Source organism: Paenibacillus alba (assembly GCF_013204855.1).
Classification (GTDB): Bacteria; Bacillota; Bacilli; order Paenibacillales; family NBRC-103111; genus Paenibacillus_E; species Paenibacillus_E alba.
In genome coordinates this window covers 51,262-67,641 of record NZ_JABMKZ010000038.1, presented here as the reverse complement: position 1 = coordinate 67,641, position 16,380 = coordinate 51,262, and the positions used below count along the sequence as shown (strand labels likewise).

Annotated in this window: 18 protein-coding genes, 1 tRNA gene and 2 riboswitches; of the genes, 12 read left to right on the top strand and 7 right to left on the bottom strand. The window is 48.3% G+C overall.

The genetic code is table 11. The features are described 5' to 3' along the window. Positions 1–54 precede the first annotated feature (54 nt). The 6 genes from HQN90_RS31020 to tadA form a co-directional block, all read right to left on the bottom strand. The gene (locus HQN90_RS31020) at positions 55–1,260 is read right to left on the bottom strand and encodes an MFS transporter (RefSeq protein WP_173226341.1); all 1,206 of its coding nucleotides are present in this window, start codon (positions 1,258–1,260) and stop codon (positions 55–57) included. 22 nt (positions 1,261–1,282) lie between these two features. Next, the gene (locus HQN90_RS31015) at positions 1,283–1,948 is read right to left on the bottom strand and encodes an MgtC/SapB family protein (RefSeq protein WP_173226340.1); all 666 of its coding nucleotides are present in this window, start codon (positions 1,946–1,948) and stop codon (positions 1,283–1,285) included. 136 nt (positions 1,949–2,084) lie between these two features. Next, positions 2,085–2,273 carry a hypothetical protein gene (locus HQN90_RS31010; RefSeq protein WP_173226338.1) on the bottom strand — a complete coding sequence of 63 codons (189 nt, stop codon included), beginning with the start codon at positions 2,271–2,273 and terminating at the stop codon, positions 2,085–2,087. Further along, positions 2,273–2,881, bottom strand: a complete 609-nt coding sequence (locus tag HQN90_RS31005) for a type IV toxin-antitoxin system AbiEi family antitoxin domain-containing protein (protein WP_173226336.1) — start codon at positions 2,879–2,881, stop codon at positions 2,273–2,275. Before HQN90_RS31005 ends, HQN90_RS31010 begins: the two co-directional genes overlap by 1 nt. Positions 2,882–3,140: 259 nt before the next feature. Further along, a tRNA-Arg gene (locus tag HQN90_RS31000) sits at positions 3,141–3,214 on the bottom strand. Positions 3,215–3,257: 43 nt separating this feature from the next. Continuing rightward, entirely contained in the window at positions 3,258–3,695 is a 438-nt protein-coding gene (gene tadA, locus HQN90_RS30995; RefSeq protein ID WP_173226363.1) for a tRNA adenosine(34) deaminase TadA, read from the bottom strand. Positions 3,696–3,969: 274 nt separating this feature from the next. Then, a riboswitch (cyclic di-GMP riboswitch) is annotated at positions 3,970–4,056 on the top strand. 92 nt (positions 4,057–4,148) lie between these two features. Between tadA and HQN90_RS30990 the strand changes: the two genes are divergently transcribed. The 12 genes from HQN90_RS30990 to HQN90_RS30935 all read left to right on the top strand — a co-directional run bounded on the left by HQN90_RS30990 (position 4,149) and on the right by HQN90_RS30935 (position 14,861). Beyond that, positions 4,149–4,895 carry a PilZ domain-containing protein gene (locus HQN90_RS30990; protein WP_173226334.1) on the top strand — a complete coding sequence of 249 codons (747 nt, stop codon included), beginning with the start codon at positions 4,149–4,151 and terminating at the stop codon, positions 4,893–4,895. 46 nt (positions 4,896–4,941) lie between these two features. Beyond that, complete coding sequence (locus HQN90_RS30985) at positions 4,942–5,253, top strand: helix-turn-helix transcriptional regulator (RefSeq protein ID WP_246362923.1); 312 nt, start codon at positions 4,942–4,944, stop codon at positions 5,251–5,253. Between the two features lie 26 nt (positions 5,254–5,279). Further along, complete coding sequence (ychF, locus tag HQN90_RS30980) at positions 5,280–6,380, top strand: redox-regulated ATPase YchF (protein ID WP_079416948.1); 1,101 nt, start codon at positions 5,280–5,282, stop codon at positions 6,378–6,380. A gap of 34 nt (positions 6,381–6,414) precedes the next feature. Continuing rightward, the gene (gene prfA / locus HQN90_RS30975) at positions 6,415–7,491 is read left to right on the top strand and encodes a peptide chain release factor 1 (protein WP_173226332.1); all 1,077 of its coding nucleotides are present in this window, start codon (positions 6,415–6,417) and stop codon (positions 7,489–7,491) included. Beyond that, complete coding sequence (prmC, locus tag HQN90_RS30970) at positions 7,491–8,375, top strand: peptide chain release factor N(5)-glutamine methyltransferase (protein ID WP_173226330.1); 885 nt, start codon at positions 7,491–7,493, stop codon at positions 8,373–8,375. The genes prfA and prmC overlap by 1 nt, the downstream gene beginning before the upstream one ends. Positions 8,376–9,120: 745 nt before the next feature. Next, positions 9,121–9,852 carry a stage II sporulation protein R gene (gene spoIIR, locus HQN90_RS30965; RefSeq protein ID WP_173226328.1) on the top strand — a complete coding sequence of 244 codons (732 nt, stop codon included), beginning with the start codon at positions 9,121–9,123 and terminating at the stop codon, positions 9,850–9,852. Between the two features lie 39 nt (positions 9,853–9,891). Further along, positions 9,892–10,953 carry an L-threonylcarbamoyladenylate synthase gene (locus tag HQN90_RS30960; protein WP_173226360.1) on the top strand — a complete coding sequence of 354 codons (1,062 nt, stop codon included), beginning with the start codon at positions 9,892–9,894 and terminating at the stop codon, positions 10,951–10,953. Between the two features lie 63 nt (positions 10,954–11,016). After that, entirely contained in the window at positions 11,017–11,577 is a 561-nt protein-coding gene (locus HQN90_RS30955; RefSeq protein WP_173226326.1) for a manganese efflux pump MntP, read from the top strand. 43 nt (positions 11,578–11,620) lie between these two features. Further along, positions 11,621–12,208: a low molecular weight protein arginine phosphatase gene (locus tag HQN90_RS30950; RefSeq protein ID WP_173226324.1), complete on the top strand. Its 588-nt coding sequence runs from the start codon at positions 11,621–11,623 to the stop codon at positions 12,206–12,208. A gap of 80 nt (positions 12,209–12,288) precedes the next feature. Further along, positions 12,289–12,369: riboswitch (ZMP/ZTP riboswitch) on the top strand. A gap of 102 nt (positions 12,370–12,471) precedes the next feature. Next, positions 12,472–12,930, top strand: a complete 459-nt coding sequence (gene rpiB / locus HQN90_RS30945; RefSeq protein WP_079416962.1) for a ribose 5-phosphate isomerase B — start codon at positions 12,472–12,474, stop codon at positions 12,928–12,930. A 14-nt stretch (positions 12,931–12,944) separates the two neighbouring features. Further along, positions 12,945–13,550 carry a TIGR01440 family protein gene (locus HQN90_RS30940; protein ID WP_173226322.1) on the top strand — a complete coding sequence of 202 codons (606 nt, stop codon included), beginning with the start codon at positions 12,945–12,947 and terminating at the stop codon, positions 13,548–13,550. Between the two features lie 60 nt (positions 13,551–13,610). Further along, positions 13,611–14,861 (top strand): serine hydroxymethyltransferase, encoded by a 1,251-nt coding sequence (locus tag HQN90_RS30935; RefSeq protein WP_079416966.1) that lies wholly within the window; start codon positions 13,611–13,613, stop codon positions 14,859–14,861. 158 nt (positions 14,862–15,019) lie between these two features. Here HQN90_RS30935 and HQN90_RS30930 read toward each other — a convergent pair whose 3' ends face one another. Further along, a complete protein-coding gene (locus HQN90_RS30930) occupies positions 15,020–16,234 on the bottom strand; it encodes a helix-turn-helix domain-containing protein (protein WP_173226320.1) in 1,215 nt (404 codons plus the stop codon). Between the last annotated feature and the right edge of the window lie 146 nt (positions 16,235–16,380).

The window sequence follows — 16,380 nt, the reverse complement described above, 5'->3', positions numbered from 1 at the left end:
CTGCATGTGTCTGAAAAAGAAAAAGAACGAATCCCTAAGATTCGTTCACCGTTATTAAAGCGATGCCGATGGACGGCCAGGCTGGGTTGGCTGTTTAGAGGCGCGATTTTGAACGAACCATTGCGATAGAACTGCGCTCAGGATACCAAGTATCCCTAGAACGATGAACCCTTCGTTCAAAGAGAACCAGTCGCTGATAACCCCCATTAGAACAGGGCCTACGAACATGCCAAGGCCATAAATCGCCTGAAAGAAGCCCATCGCGGTTGCCCGTTTATCGGCAGACATATGCTTAATACTCATTCCCATCAGCAACGTAAATGAAAGTCCTCGGCCAAAGCCAGCGATGGCTTGTGTGATCATGAGCATCCAAAGGTGATGTGTAAAAGGAATTGTGAATGTAAATATTCCCATTAAAGCAAAGCCCCAAACGACCATGCGTTTCTCCCCGTAGCGGGCCGCCCAGCGCCTTCCACCAAAGAGAGAAGCTATAGCAACAGGCACATTGGCAAACAACGAAAGCATGGATAAGGAAAACTTATCAGCGCCAAGCTCCGTTGCATAGACAGGCGTGAATCCAAAAACGGTCGCAAAGATCAGCACTTGAGACAGAATCGCAAGCAGTGAGACGAACAGCAGCGTTCGATCTGTGGCGACGTCACCGATGCCGCGCAGCGTTATTTTTGGAGCGTCGGGCTCAACTTTCTCTACAAGGAAGAGGGAGCCTGCCAACCCTATAAGGCCTAGTCCGGCCCCTAGCAGAAAGGCTGCTTCCCAGCCCAGAGCGTCCGCCGCCCAACCAGCGGAGAGAATACCAAGCACCTGTCCAAGGGAATTAAAGAAAGAAATCGTACCGATCGCTTTCGTGGATTCTTCATGCTTATAGTAGCTTGTGAACAATACTGTAAAATCAACCCATGTGGCTGCTGCCGCGCCCGCTAAAGCACGCAGAATAAGAATCCACGTAAAGTCATGCGTGAACCATAGTCCCAAACCGGCAATCGCCGTGAAGAACAGCCCGAAAGTAATAAATAGCTTGCGCTTATGGAAGCGATCCGACATGATCCCGACAGGGATGCGCAGCAGCATCTGGGAGATGCCGTACATCCCGACAATCCACCCTGCAAGCTGGTGATTTCCGCCAAGGAACTCCACATAGGGTGCCATAATGGGAACGCTCGTATACATAGACATCCAGAACAGCAAGGTCACCGCGCAGAAGAGTGGGATGCGGTAGGATGATATTTTTGCGGTTGTCATCGGAGTGGACTCCTTTCAATGATTACTTAAGCTCGATCGATTTCACGAACGGAGCCTCCTGTACGATAGGCAGCAGTTGTTCTGCTCGGTAGGAGCCGGGGAATCGAACAATCATCTCCAGCACAATTTCATCCGAGTTGGTTCCGTTCCCTTCGGCATGAAAGCTCAGAATCGCAATCTTTTTATCTTCAAGCAGTTGTTGAATGGCCTGCGTAGTTCCGGTATCATTCGTCATTCGAATCACCAATTGCTCTGTTTTGGGAGTTGTGAGCCAGTGAAAACGGCCATGCAGAAGCTTTTGAGCAAGCAGAATGATGATTGTCACGCCCCCGCCCAATACGTATAAACCGGCACCAATCGCCATACCAATCCCAGCGGTAGCCCAAATACCGGCTGCTGTTGTTAAGCCTTTAATGGTCTGTCGCTGCATGAAAATCATGCCGGCTCCAAGAAATCCGACCCCGCTTACTACTTGGGCAGCAATCCGTGAAGGATCGAACGCCAGGTTATCCCAGCCAATTTGGTCTTGAAACCCGTATTTTGAAATCACCATCATAAGAGAAGCACCAAGAGCTACAACAAAATGCGTCCGAATACCCGCTTCTTTCATTCGATTTTTACGCTCATACCCAACAAGCGCTCCACAAATTCCAGCTAAAATAACACGCAGCAAATAATCCAATTGCATAGGTATCACCCTCCAGAATGTAAGTATGTATAAATGAGTGCATTAACATGGCAGCTACCCAAGTGGATAGCTGAATAGAAAAAAGCCACCCTTTGAGTATTCCATTGTCAATAGGTTACAGAGAACTTTTTATGGATCAGAATACACTCATATTTGATGGACCTGGATTAGACCATATCTTTTCAGCAGCAGTCCATCTTCCAAAGAATTCTTGCTCCCTTAGAATACTTTGATAAATAGGCTTCAAGAACGTAGCGACTGAATCTCGGGCAATGTTCTTTAACCGTTCGGAGATAGATACAGGGATATTTTTAATTTCACTCATTAAACCAGCACCTCGAGATATTTTTGCAGTACTGTCTTGATTCGCAATTGTTCGGCATATGCGACTAGCTTCGTAATATTTTTCTCTGGTGAGTGAAGATAATTTCTCAGCCCTTCTTTCATAATGTCAATGCCTACCTTTTCACGATACCTGACAATATCACAGATTGTTTTCTCACGGTCATATAATTTAACGACAGTTCCTTCGATACGAACTTCGCTTACTCCAATGTTAAATTGTGTATCTGCCAAATAAACTACTTTGATGGGTGGATAATCGGGAAGTTTCGGCTTCTTGCTGCCGCGATGAATGGCAATCTGATACTCCCACGGATTATAGGTCGTCAATTCATGGAAGGAGAGAGCGGACAAGAGACAGATGACCCCTTTAGGAACTAGCTGTGATACCTCAACAATCTCGTCAACTGTACCTTTACTAAAGTCTGTATGCCGATAAAGACCTTGTTTCACTCGAGCGATTTCGCCCAGCGATTCCATTTTTTTTATGTAGTAATGGGTAATACCCGCGTTTAAAAAATCTCTTGTTCGGGCAATTCCATGTTGATTCTCGAGTAATGTATTTACTTTCGATTTAAGCTGATTATCCACGCATTCACCGCCATTTAATTCAATTTATACATGCAGCTATCGTCATAACTACTTATTCGTTGACAACCTTAATACACCTTCATTATTTACAAAAAGCTCTGCACTTAGACGTAAAAGCAGAAGTAATTACGATAACCTGTATAGACAATTTGACCATAAAAATAACCCTCCAATTGGTTTGTCGCCAACGAAGGGTTATTGCGTTTTGGGGCTTAGCGGGTTAAAAGTCGAAAAGCCTTGATTTATAAGTTTAAAATCACGCGCCCGATACGATTCGAACGTACGACCTACAGTTTAGGAAACTGTTGCTCTATCCTGCTGAGCTACGGGCGCATAGCATCGTCTATTCTACCACGATGCTTTTGGTCATGCAAGATTATTCCTTGCCGCGCAGCTTGCGGAAAAATTGTGTCAGCATCGTGGAGCATTCTTCGCGCAGCACCCCACTAATGACATCGACGCGGTGATTGAACCGATCTTCCTGCAGCAGATTCATCAGTGTGCCGGCGCAGCCGGCTTTAGGATCTGTTGTGCCGTAGATCACTTGCGGGATGCGCGCCTGCACAATCGCACCTGCGCACATCGGGCAGGGCTCCAACGTTACGTAGAGCTGACAATCGAGCAGCCGCCAGGCTTGCAAATGCTCGCTAGCTTGCTTAATGGCGATCAGCTCTGCATGAGCGAGTGGGTCTAGCGTCGTTTCACGGAGATTGTAGCCGCGGCCAATGATTTGGCCTTGGTGAACAACAACAGCTCCGATCGGTACTTCACGGATGGCTTCGGCCTTGAGAGCCTCTTGAATGGCAGCTTTCATCCAGGGGATATGTTCATCCACAGGGGGACACCTCGCTAAAATAATCTTATCCACATGTGCATAAAAGATCGAACAAATATTCGTTGTTAACAACCTGTGGATAACAGTGTGGATAACTTAAAATGTTGTGGATATGTAATCTTTCTACATTCATACAACAAAATGCTCGACTAAGCAAGGTTTTTAGTTGATAAGACGGAACATCACCGATATAATGAAAATAGAAGTAGGTCTTTATGACCATAAGAACGAAGCACACAACATATGCAGCAGAATTCGAAAATGGCAAACTTGTCGAAAGGCAAGGACGCAAAGCTGAGGGTCTACGGTTCCCGCGAACTATGACAGCCTGGTTACCGAAAATCGATGCTTTTTTTGATTCAGGTAATAGACTGTTCCGGGCAAGCGGAGCAGTCTATTTTTTTATACATAGCGAGTACGGAGTGTGAAAGGATGTTGAGGGAAGTGGCCAACGAGCAGCAACCGAAAAAATTTTATGGCAGCAAAGAAGGTTATGATGCCGACGTCATGCTTGAAAGCAAAGCAGTGCTCAGCAAGGAGGATTTCGTATCTACCGGCGTACTGACGTATGCCCTCGGCGATATTATTGAGGTCGAATTGCCTGAGTTTGATGTTTTCAACTTGGGAGATAGATTAAAAATGACAGTTTATACGAAATCTGGCCTATTCGTCCTAGCGACGACGGTGCTTGCCAAAGAGCAAGGTTCCCTCATTGTCTTAAACCCTCCAGAGAATCGTCGGAAATTTACCGAGAAGCGGGAGTTTCCACGGGTAGATGTGACGAACGGAGGCTTGTTGTTCGGATTGCAGGATGTAAATAAGCGAAACAAGCATCAATTGGACAACCCGATTGCGATTTCAATCAAAAATATTTCGATCAATGGCTTAGGATTCACAGTAGATGACAACACCATGGTTGAAAAAATAATTCAAAAGCATTCTCAGCTAGAAGTGGAGCTGAATCTTGGTTTTTCAATGCCGTGCACCATGGAAGTTGTAAGAAAAGAGAAAACGGACTCAGGCTTCTATTATGGCGCATGCTATCTCAATGTGCCCGAAGAGAAAATCAACGCGCTTAGAGGTTTTATTTTAAAAAATCAGATTGAAACGTATTTCGTCCAGAAGCGGGAAATGCAAATCAAAAAAGCAATGGAAAAAAAGTCTGTGGCGAATCAATAGCCCACAGGCTTTTTGTTTCATTTCGTCAAAGGAAGGTATTGATACATTGCCGCCACTTATCGCGGAAGCTTATGGATTATCGGAGCGTGAGAAGCAGATCCTTGATGGCCTCTTGAGAGGCTTTTCTACGAAAGAGCTTGCGCTTTCCCTTCGCATTTCGACGTATACGGTGCAGGATCATCTCAAATCCATTTTTGTAAAAACAGGAGTAACGAGTCGAAGAGAGCTCATTTGGGCAGTTATTCTCTCGCTTCAGCGTACAATCGGATGTATAAATGAGACATGCCAGAGTTTCCTTTCTTATATAAGTGACATTACACCCGGACTAATATATAATGTTCTAAGGAATTTGACATAATGAATATTAAGGAGTTGTGTATATAAATGGGACTCTCTTGCGGGGTGGTCGGTCTACCAAACGTAGGAAAATCGACATTGTTTAATGCAATTACACAGGCGGGGGCAGAATCTGCGAACTATCCGTTCTGTACGATTGATCCGAATGTTGGGGTAGTAGAAGTACCAGACGAGAGATTGTATAAGCTGGTTGAAATTGTAGTGCCGAAGAGCATTGTTCCGACGGCTTTCGAATTCGTAGACATTGCGGGTTTGGTGAAGGGCGCGAGCAAAGGCGAAGGGCTTGGAAATAAATTTTTGGCCCACATTCGTGAAGTGGATGCCATTGTGCATGTTGTTCGTTGTTTTGAGGATGATAATATTACCCACGTATCCGGTAAAGTAGATCCGATCAGCGATATCGAAACCATTAATTTGGAATTGATTTTGGCGGATATTGAATCCGTAGAAAAGAAGATCGAACGTTCACGCAAAAACCTCAAAGGCGGCGACAAGAAAGTCGTGGCGGAAGTGGAATGTCTCGAACGGATCAAAGAGGCGCTTTATGCCGACCAGCCAGCACGCAGTTTGGATTTAAGCGAAGATGAGAAGCTGCTCGTTCGTGATCTCCATTTGCTGACGATGAAGCCTGTTCTCTACGCGGCGAATGTGAGCGAGGACGAGGTTGCAACGGCGGATGACAATAAATATGTGAAATTGGTCAAGGAGTATGCGGCCAAAGAAAACAATGAAGTCGTGCCAATTAGTGCGAAAGTAGAATCCGAAATCGCCGAGCTGGAAGACGAAGAAAAAGCGATGTTCCTCGAAGAGTTGGGACTTCAAGAGTCCGGCTTGAATAGATTGATTAAAGCAGCTTACAGATTGCTTGGCTTGTACACATACTTTACAGCAGGTGTGCAGGAAGTAAGAGCATGGACAATCCGTAAGGGAACGAAGGCTCCTCAAGCTGCTGGAGTGATTCATACCGATTTCGAACGCGGATTTATCCGTGCAGAAGTTGTCTCTTATCTTGATTTGACGACGGCTGGATCGATGAATGGTGCGAAGGAAAAAGGCCAAGTGCGCCTTGAGGGCAAAGAGTACGTGGTGAATGACGGGGACGTCATGCATTTCAGATTCAACGTTTAACGAAGTGAAAAAGATAAGAAAGGAGTGATCCACGATGTTGGATAGACTGCAATCGATTGTAGATCGATATGATAAATTAAGTGAACTGTTGTGTGACCCTGATGTCACAAGCGATACGAAGAAATTGAGAGAATACTCCAAGGAACAATCTGATCTTCAAGAAGCTTATGACGCTTATAATGAATATAAGAGTGTAAGTGCACAGCTTGCTGATGCCAAAGTGATGCAGAACGAGAAGCTGGACGATGAGATGCGTGAAATGGTCAAAATGGAGATTGATGAGCTGAGCGAGCAAGCGGCTTCGTTGGAAGAACAACTTAGATTGCTGATGATGCCCAAAGATCCGAATGATGATAAGAACGTAATCGTCGAAATTCGTGGTGCTGCCGGCGGTGACGAAGCTGCGTTATTCGCAGGCGACCTGTACCGTATGTATACGCGTTATGCCGACGGACAAGGTTGGAAAACAGAAATTTTGGATGCTTCCGTGAATGATTTGGGCGGATTCAAAGAGATTATTTTCATGATTACGGGTAAAGGTGCCTACAGCAAGCTCAAGTTTGAGAGCGGAGCGCACCGTGTTCAGCGGATTCCAGTAACGGAATCAGGTGGACGTATTCATACCTCAACCTCGACGGTTGTTGTTATGCCGGAAGCTGAAGATGTCGAAATTGTCATTCATGATGCCGACATTCGCGTAGATACGTTCTGTTCCAGTGGAGCGGGCGGCCAGTCCGTTAATACAACGAAATCGGCTGTGCGCGTAACTCACGTGCCGACAGGAATCGTTGCTACTTGTCAGGATGGGAAATCGCAAAACTCGAATAAAGAATCAGCACTTCGTGTACTGCGTACGCGGATTTCAGATAAAATGCGTGAAGAGGAAGAAGCGAAATACGCCGGCGAGCGTAAAAGCAAAGTAGGTACGGGAGATCGTTCAGAACGTATCCGTACGTACAACTTCCCGCAAAGCCGGATTACGGATCACCGGATTGGTTTGACTTTGCATCGTTTGGAAACTGTGCTGAATGGCGATATGGCGGAAATTGTTTCAGCACTTACGATTGCTGCACAATCGGATGCTTTAGATAAAGGGGAGCAGGCGATGTGATGCCGACTGCTGCGATTACGATTAGAGAAGCCTATGTAGAGGCTTCTTCTTTTTTAGGGAAGCTAGGCGTGGCCGAGGCAGCTTCCTGTGTGGAATTGCTGCTGCAGCACCTGCTGGGCTGCACGCGCACGGAGCTGCTGTTCCGCTTCCAGGAACAGTTTCCGGTGGAGCTGGCGGAGTCTTGGCGCCAGCTGGTCGAGCGAAAGGCCGCGGGTGAGCCGGTGCAGTATATTACCGGCGAGCAGGATTTCTTCGGCCTTTCTTTTGCCGTTAGCCCGGCCGTGCTGATCCCGCGGCCAGAGACGGAGCTGCTCGTGGAAGCTTTGCTCCACGAGGGCTTGCGTCTGTTCCCGCAAGGCGCTCCGCTACTTGCGGATGTGGGCACCGGGAGCGGAGCGATCCCGGTGACCGTGGCCCACGCGCGTCCGACGTGGCGCGTGGCGGCCAGCGACATCTCTGCGGCAGCGCTGGAGATGGCTGGGGTGAACGCGCAGCGCCACGGCGTGGTTGCGCGTGTGGAGTGGCTCGAGGGCGACCTCCTCGAGCCGTTCATTCAGCGCGGGATCGCGCCGGATATACTGGTGTCCAACCCACCGTATATCCCTGATGGCGACCTGCCGGCGCTGATGCCTGAAGTGCGGCTGTTCGAGCCGCACACGGCTTTGTTCGGCGGTGTGGAGGGACTCGACCTCTACCGCCGGATGGTTTTGCAGCTGCGGCTGCTGCCGCGAATCCCGACCTTGGTCGGGTTCGAGGTCGGCATCCGGCAGGCCGATGCTGTAGCGGCGATGCTGCGCGCCGCCGCGGACTGGGACGAGATCCGCTTCGTGCCGGATCTCCAGGGCATTGATCGCCATGTATTGGCGATCCGCGTGCGCGATTAGTGGCAAAGCAAAAGCCACTTTAGCGCCGAAAAACAGCCTTACGAGTGGGGCAAACCTGCTAGAAGTACTAGAACTGAAAAGTTAAGGCTGTTTATCAGCCTTACAATAGCGGCTAACCGATAAAGTGCCACTTTAGCGCCGAAAAACAGCCTTACGAGTACGATAAACTAGTCAGAAGCACTAGAACTTAGAACTTAAGGCTGTTTTTCAGCCTTACAATAGCAGCGAACCAATAAAAAGCCACTTTAACGCCGAAAAACAGCCTTATGAGTACGAGAAACTAGCTAGAAGTACTAGAACTGAAAAGTTAAGGCTGTTTATCAGCCTTACAATAGCGGCTAACCGATAAAGTGCCACTTTAGCGCCGAAAAACAGCCTTACAAGTACGATAAACTAGTCAGAAGCACTAGAACTAAGAACGTAAGGCTGTTTTTCAGCCTTACAATAGCAGCGAACCAATAAAAAGCCACTTTAGCGCCGAAAAACAGCCTTACGAGTACGATAAACTAGTCAGAAGCACTAGAACTAAGAACTTAAGGCTGTTTATCAGCCCTAAAATAGCAGCGAACTAATAAAAAGCCACTTTAGCGCTGAAAAACAGCCTTACAGGTGGGATAAACCAGCCCACCCCGCGTCTATCACCCAACTCTATTATTTTCTCACTTTTTAATAGATTCGTAGGTTTAGCTTCCTCTCTTTTTGCCCATACTGGTTAGTAGAAGCGAAGGGGAAGGGGCTTTTCCTTATGGTAAAAAGAACGGAACGCACATCATTCAAACATTTATTATTAGTAGCTTTTGCACTTATTGTTATGATCACTTGCTGGGAGTCAAATCGGACCAATGCGGCGGTTATCTCGCCTACCATACCGAAGGAATCTATTCGTCTGCGAATTCTCGCAAACTCGGATTCACCGCAGGATCAAGCGTTGAAACGCGAGATTCGTGATGCTATCATCGCTCGTATGCAGGAGTGGGTTGTGGGCCCGCAATCACTGGATGAAGCGAGAGCTGTGGTGAAAGCTCATTTAGCGGAGTTTGATGTGCTGGTCGGACAGATGATTGAAGCACGCGGCTATTCGTATGACCATACAGTTGAACTGGGAAGCGTGCCGTTTCCTACGAAAATGTATGGCAATCAAGTTTATCCGGCTGGCGATTATGAAGCGCTGCGCGTAACGATTGGGAGCGGGGAAGGCCAGAACTGGTGGTGCGTATTGTTCCCGCCGTTATGCTTTGTAGATTCCGTATCCGGAGAAGCGGTTGCCTCTGCCGCTGTTGTAGCTAAGACAGAAGGCGAGTCGAAGCCATCTACTGCACCAGCACCAACAGCGAAGGTCACACCAGCCGCTAAAGCTAGCAATGCCTCGAAGGTACAAGTTGAAGCACAAGCACAACCTGCTGCTGCTGCTGCTCAGCCAGAAGTGAAATTTTTCGTTTGGGAAATGATTAAGAAGATAGCATCATGGTTTAGCTAAATTCGAATTTAAGTGAAGTAAGGATGATATCGCGTGACTATGTTTTGGAAAGTGGATCGGGATTCGGGCAAGGAAATGACGGTGCAATTAGCGGAGGCGGCGATGCTTCTGCGGCGTGGTGAAACGGTCGCGTTCCCAACGGAGACGGTATACGGACTTGGTGCAGATGCGACGAATACAGAAGCTGTGCAGCGTATTTTCAAAGCCAAAGGAAGGCCTTCTGACAACCCGCTGATCGTTCACATTGCTGATAGGGAGCAGCTCTCAGATTTGGTAAATCCTGATAGTCTAACATCAGAACATCGCCAGCTTATGGATGCTTTCTGGCCAGGTCCCCTTACCCTCGTGCTGCCTGTGCAAACAGGCGGCATTTCGTCGTTGGTGACCGCAGGACTTGCCACTGTGGGCGTGCGCATACCGGATCATCCGGTTGCTTTAGAGCTGCTTCGTGAAGCTGGGCTCCCGATAGCGGCGCCAAGCGCCAATAGCTCCGGTCGACCTAGCCCAACGTTAGCTTCACATGTACGGGATGATTTGGAAGGACGTATTGGTGGAATTGTAGACGGCGGCGCAACAGGCGTTGGTGTGGAGTCAACGGTGATCCAGATTGTAGACGGTCAATTATTTATCCTGCGACCTGGCGGTGTTACAGCGGAACAGCTGCAGGCGGCACTTCCGGCAATTCGGATTCATGAACCGGAGCAGGAAGAGGTGCGAGATTCGGAGACTCCTCGTGCTCCTGGAATGAAATATACGCATTATGCGCCGAAAGGGTATATGCATATTGTGCAGGGCGACAAGTCAGAGGCCGTCATGGCCTGGATCCAAGCCGATATTCATGCTGCCAAGGCTCGCGGCGAATCTACGGGTATTCTTACTTTTGAAGAAAGAGCCGGTGCGTATGAGGCGGATTTGGTTATTGCCTGTGGGTCGCTTGCGCAGCCGGAAACGATTGCACAGGAGCTCTATGGGGCGCTGCGACGATTTGATCAGGAAGGAATCGCCTATATTGCAGCAGAGGGCTGCCCGGAAACGGGAATCGGCCTTGCGATTATGAATCGTCTGCGCAAAGCAGCCGGTCATCGGCTTGTCCGTATTTAGCTAGAATGTTTCCCTGTTTGTCCGCATATCTTGAGAGAGAAAGCGGACAAGGGGGATAGCACGATGCTCGAATCAGGTGTGGATTTTGGACAACTTTTAACCATTATGATTATGGCGATTGCTCTGGGTCTGGATGCTTTTTCCTTAGGGATCGGCATTGGCATGAAGGGCATTCGTTTGCTGGATATTTTGAAAATTAGCTTCGTGATTGGCTTTTTCCATGTCATTATGCCTTTGATGGGGATGCTTATGGGCCAATACGTATCCTTGCTACTTGGGAATGTGGCGACTGCCGCCGGAGGATGCTTGCTTATTCTGTTAGGCTCTCATATGGTGTATAGCTCGATTCGGGGCGAAGAAGCGACTTCTTTTGATCACAGAACGTTATGGGGATTAATGATTTTTGCCCTTAGCGTCAGCATAGATTCTTTTTCAGTAGGCGTATCTCTGGGTATGTTTGCGACAGATATCGTTTTGACGGTCCTTATTTTTGGTCTGTTTGGCGGTTTGCTTTCCATAGCGGGCTTATTGGTTGGCCGGCGGGTAAGCGGCTGGGTTGGAGAATATGGAGAAGCGTTCGGTGGATTGATTCTGCTGGCGTTTGGGATCATGCTTTTACTGTGATACAATAAGGGCGAGAACGTTTAACGCTTAGGAGGATTTCAAGTTGCGAATTCTATTTGTTTGTACAGGAAATACGTGCCGCAGTCCATTAGCAGAAGGTTTGCTGCGTATTCGGGTGCACCAAGAAGGGCTTGCGGCGGAGGTTCGTTCAGCAGGGGTATCCGCAATAACAGGAGGTCCTATTTCTCGAAACAGTGCATCGCTGCTGCAGGAAGCAGGATTCAAGGAGCCATTGTATTCATTGACGATTCAAGAGTCAGAGGTGCAGTGGGCCGATCTTATTTTAACCATGACCATGGGGCACAAAAGAACCGTCATTCAGCGGTTTCCGCATGCGATAGATAAGACGTTTACACTCAAAGAGTACGTGGAAGACGATGAGCATGTCCTACAAGCGATTGAAGAGCGGGAGCGCCTCGTAACTGAGGTTCAGCTCAAACAAGCTCTTTCGCAAGCAGTTTCCGTGGAAGAAAGAAGTCGGATCTATCAGCTTGAGGTTGAAATTCCTGACTATGACATATCCGATCCATTCGGCGGACCTTTAGAGGTTTATCGGCAAACGGCGGAAGAGATCGGCAGCAGCTTGGATAAATTAGTTATAAAACTCCGCAAGAGCCGTGAAGAGCAGTAATCATTCGACAAATGGACTTAGGAAATGAGGTTCCATCTTTACACTTAAGCCGGAATGCGATAGAATATAAAGTATCAAGCAAGACTCAATGTAACTGGCGACGAGTGGGGGCAACCACAATGGAGCATTGAGCTATACGGCCGGTCGCCTGGGCAAAAGAGCAACGCGCGTATTTTAGCGTGTCCGCTCTTTTTTTCGTTTTTGGTGCGCTTTGGGATATAATAGGATGGTCGAATTCGAAGAAGATGAGGAGCGTTCTATTCATGAAAATTGCCTTAGGTGCGGATCATGCAGGCTATCGTTTGAAAGATGTAATCATTCCTTTTATTGAATCTTTAGGCCATCAAGTCATCGATTATGGCTGCAGTTGTGCAGATTCGGTGGATTATCCCGACTATGCGCTTCAAGTGTGTGAGCAAGTCGTTTCAGGCGGTGCCGATAAAGGAATCCTCATTTGCGGGACGGGCATTGGCATGTCGATTGCTGCGAACAAAGTGCCGGGCATCCGCTGCGCGCTTGTTCATGATCTTTTTTCGGCGAAAGCAACGCGTGAGCATAACGATACGAATGTGCTTGCGTTAGGGGAACGTATCATTGGTCCCGGCGTAGCCGAGGAAATTGTGAAAATCTGGCTGGAAACCGAGTTTTCCCAAGGTGTTCGCCACCAGAACCGCATTAATAAAGTGCAAAGCATCGAAGATCGCTTCACGGTTCAATCGTAGGAGCGGGCGCCATCATGACAGATTCCATACTTCACAATGTTGCTGAAGGTTTGGAAACGAATCTTCGAGAGTTGATCCAAGTAGGCAGTCTGCGGCCAGGTCATATTCTGGTCATCGGTACGAGCACGAGTGAAATCCTCGGGCATCAGATTGGCACGTCGGGCACGCTGGATGCGGCGAAGCCGATTTATGACACGGTGCAGCGCATTAGCCGCGAATTCGGGCTGCATGTTGCTTTTCAGTGTTGTGAGCATCTGAATCGTGCTCTCGTTATTGAAGAAGAGCTGTTGCTGCTAGCACCGCAGCTTGAGCCTGTATCCGTGATCCCAGTTCCAAAAGCTGGAGGCTCGATGGCCTCCTACGCCTATCGCCAATTCGCGAAGCCGGTGGTTGTGGAGACGATTCAAGCGCATGCCGGCATCGATATTGGCTCTACCCTGATAGGGATGCATCTACGTCGTGTCGCTGTTCCTGCAAGGCCGCCCGTGCGGCATCTGGGTCATGCTTATGTGACCATGGCATTCACACGGCCCAAACTCATCGGCGGTATCCGAGCTGTCTATTCGGCAGATACGGCTGAGCAGCTTTACCAAACAGCCGCACCGGATGCGGATTGTTAACTTATTCTCTCAGTGAATGATGATTCAACAGATATGACTATTTTCTAGGAGGAATTTCAAATGACTAATTTTCTGAACAAACAAGATCCGAAAATCGTAGAAGCAATGAACCTTGAGCTTGGCCGTCAACGCGACAAAATCGAGCTGATCGCTTCCGAAAACATCGTAAGCCAAGCTGTTCTTGAAGCAATGGGTACTGTACTTACGAACAAATATGCAGAAGGCTACCCAGGCAAAAGATACTATGGCGGTTGTGAGTACGTAGACATCGTGGAAGATATCGCTCGCGACCGTGCGAAAGAGCTTTTCGGTGCTGAACACGCGAACGTTCAACCTCACTCCGGCGCACAAGCGAACATGGCTGTTTATTTGGCAGCTCTGAACCCTGGTGACACGGTGCTTGGCATGAACTTGGCGCATGGCGGTCACTTGACGCATGGCAGCCCGGTGAATGCTTCCGGTATTCTTTACAATTTCGTCGCTTACGGCGTAAGTGAAAAAGATTTCCGCATCGATTACGACGATGTTCGCAAAGCCGCATTCAAACATAAACCTCGCATGCTTGTAGCTGGCGCAAGTGCTTACCCGCGCACGATTGATTTCGAAGCTTTAGCTTCCATCGCTAACGATGTAGGCGCATTGTTCTTCGTCGATATGGCACATATCGCAGGTCTGGTTGCTGCTGGTTTGCACCCGAACCCAGTGCCGCACGCGCATTTCGTTACAACAACAACGCACAAAACGCTTCGCGGACCACGTGGTGGTATGATTCTGACGCGCAAAGCTTGGGCAGCAGCGATTGATAAAGCGGTATTCCCTGGTTCCCAAGGTGGTCCTTTGATGCACACAATCGCAGCGAAAGCTGTTTCCTTCGGTGAAGCTTTGCAGCCGGATTTCAAAGTATACGGTCAAAATGTGATCAACAATGCACAAGCATTGGCGACAGCTCTTACAGCTGAAGGCATCAACCTGGTTTCCGGCGGTACAGATAACCACTTGATGTTGATCGACCTTCGCAACCTGAACATCACGGGTAAAGATGCTGAGCACGTGCTTGACGAAATCGGAATTACAGCGAACAAAAATGCGATTCCTTTCGACCCGACTAGCCCGTTCATCACAAGCGGTATCCGTTTGGGTACACCAGCTGTAACGTCCCGTGGCATGGGTGAAGAAGCGATGAAAACAATCGCGAAAGTGATCGGTCTTACCCTGAAAAACCCGAAAGACGAAGCTGTTTTGGAAAAAGCTCGCGGTCTCGTGAAAGATTTGACGGCGCAATATCCGCTTTACCCAGGTTTAACTTACTAATTCCTAATAGTAAATATACGAAGCCGACTCTTTCGGGAGTTGGCTTTTTTTGTTTTTGGTGACTTAGAGTGCTGACTCTCGATCCTGTGGATGTGCTCTTTTCGCTGAATAGGCTGCGAACATTAGGATCCGACAATTCCAGCGATGTAAACGGACTTCTAATAATAATGATCCTGCTGCCAAGCGCCAGCGATCGGATGGACGGGAAGCGTCGGAAGCCTTAACTCTTGAGCGGCGATACGGAGATAGGCGATGTTATACGCAATATCTGCCTGCCGGGTCGAGTCAAAATAACTCAGACGGGTTAGATCCGATTCGTAGAGCGCCGCATCCCATCTAATCTGGGAAATGGAGCGGTGGATGACTTCTTCGGGAAATCCGGTTTCCAGGCTGAAGAATTTGGCCGCTTTGTTGGGCTGCTCCCGCATGAGCCGGTTCGCTAGCAGGTGGGCTTTCAAATAGGCAACGACCAAATCCTCATGGGCTAGAGCCCAGCGTTCATCAGCGACGACGCCTGCCATGAAACCAAGCCCTAGTTCTTTATCAAAAATGGATTTGCCAACACGCTGATAATGCGCCAGGCTGAGGAACGGCTCCCACATAATCGAAGCGCTCAATTTGCCCTGGTGCAGGCTCTCCATGCTTTCTTCGATGGAACGATGAATAATGTTGAGCTCGGTCATATGGTAGGATTCGAGCATTTTCTTCAGTCGATACTCCGCGTTGGTGCGGAATGTCGTCGCAATGGGCAGTGTGGCCAGCTCGGAGATGTTCTTCAGGGTCAGGCTCATAGGGACGACCATCCCGAAGCCGTTGCCTTCCGCAGACTTGCCGCCAGCAGCGAGCAGAATGGGACGGAAGTCCGGCAGCAGCCGACTGATGGTATGGCTGACAGAGAGGGCGTAATCGCCGAAAGTAGCCAGATGAATGGTGCCGGCAATCATGCCTTTCACGAGCTCCATGCCATCTTTGGCTTTATGCCATTTGATTTCAATCCGATTCTTGGGGTTGACGCGCCTTAATTCTTCCTCCAGCAGTCCGAACTCCTTGATGATGTGCGGGCTCCACATATGGGTTGAGACCGTAGTATATCCGATGGTCAGGGTCTGGTTGGCATTCAGAATAGGAGCAGCTTGTCGAACCTGACCGAACTGCCTGTACCAGCGGATCACTTCGTTCTTGTCAAAATAGATTTCTTTCCCGATCTTCATACTGGGGAGTTGTTTCGTTTTCCGCCAGCGATCTATGGTTGAGCGGCTGACATCCAATTCATTCATGACTTCACTGATGTGAATTAAATTAAATTGATCTTTGATCATGTGGGCAACCCTCCTAGCTGTCAAATGATGGGCATTTTCTTCAATTCTGTTCATTCTTCTTTGATCTTTATCATTCAGTTGACGTAAAAAAAAGGGCGTGCTATTTTGTATTAATCCTAGTATATCGATATGAAATAAGGTATTTCAATCTTTTTATTAGAAATAAATAAAAATAGCTGGCTGGACGACCGGAGGCTAAG

Coding starts and splice junctions, on each gene's coding strand:
- HQN90_RS31020 (WP_173226341.1), bottom strand. CDS start 1,260: ATGACAACCGCAAAAATATCATCCTACCGCATCCCACTCTTCTGCGCG.
- HQN90_RS31015 (WP_173226340.1), bottom strand. CDS start 1,948: ATGCAATTGGATTATTTGCTGCGTGTTATTTTAGCTGGAATTTGTGGA.
- HQN90_RS31010 (WP_173226338.1), bottom strand. CDS start 2,273: ATGAGTGAAATTAAAAATATCCCTGTATCTATCTCCGAACGGTTAAAG.
- tadA (WP_173226363.1), bottom strand. CDS start 3,695: ATGAAAGCTGCCATTCAAGAGGCTCTCAAGGCCGAAGCCATCCGTGAA.
- HQN90_RS30990 (WP_173226334.1), top strand. CDS start 4,149: ATGTTGAGGGAAGTGGCCAACGAGCAGCAACCGAAAAAATTTTATGGC.
- ychF (WP_079416948.1), top strand. CDS start 5,280: ATGGGACTCTCTTGCGGGGTGGTCGGTCTACCAAACGTAGGAAAATCG.
- prfA (WP_173226332.1), top strand. CDS start 6,415: ATGTTGGATAGACTGCAATCGATTGTAGATCGATATGATAAATTAAGT.
- prmC (WP_173226330.1), top strand. CDS start 7,491: ATGCCGACTGCTGCGATTACGATTAGAGAAGCCTATGTAGAGGCTTCT.
- spoIIR (WP_173226328.1), top strand. CDS start 9,121: ATGGTAAAAAGAACGGAACGCACATCATTCAAACATTTATTATTAGTA.
- HQN90_RS30960 (WP_173226360.1), top strand. CDS start 9,892: ATGTTTTGGAAAGTGGATCGGGATTCGGGCAAGGAAATGACGGTGCAA.
- HQN90_RS30955 (WP_173226326.1), top strand. CDS start 11,017: ATGCTCGAATCAGGTGTGGATTTTGGACAACTTTTAACCATTATGATT.
- rpiB (WP_079416962.1), top strand. CDS start 12,472: ATGAAAATTGCCTTAGGTGCGGATCATGCAGGCTATCGTTTGAAAGAT.
- HQN90_RS30940 (WP_173226322.1), top strand. CDS start 12,945: ATGACAGATTCCATACTTCACAATGTTGCTGAAGGTTTGGAAACGAAT.
- HQN90_RS30935 (WP_079416966.1), top strand. CDS start 13,611: ATGACTAATTTTCTGAACAAACAAGATCCGAAAATCGTAGAAGCAATG.
- HQN90_RS30930 (WP_173226320.1), bottom strand. CDS start 16,234: ATGAACAGAATTGAAGAAAATGCCCATCATTTGACAGCTAGGAGGGTT.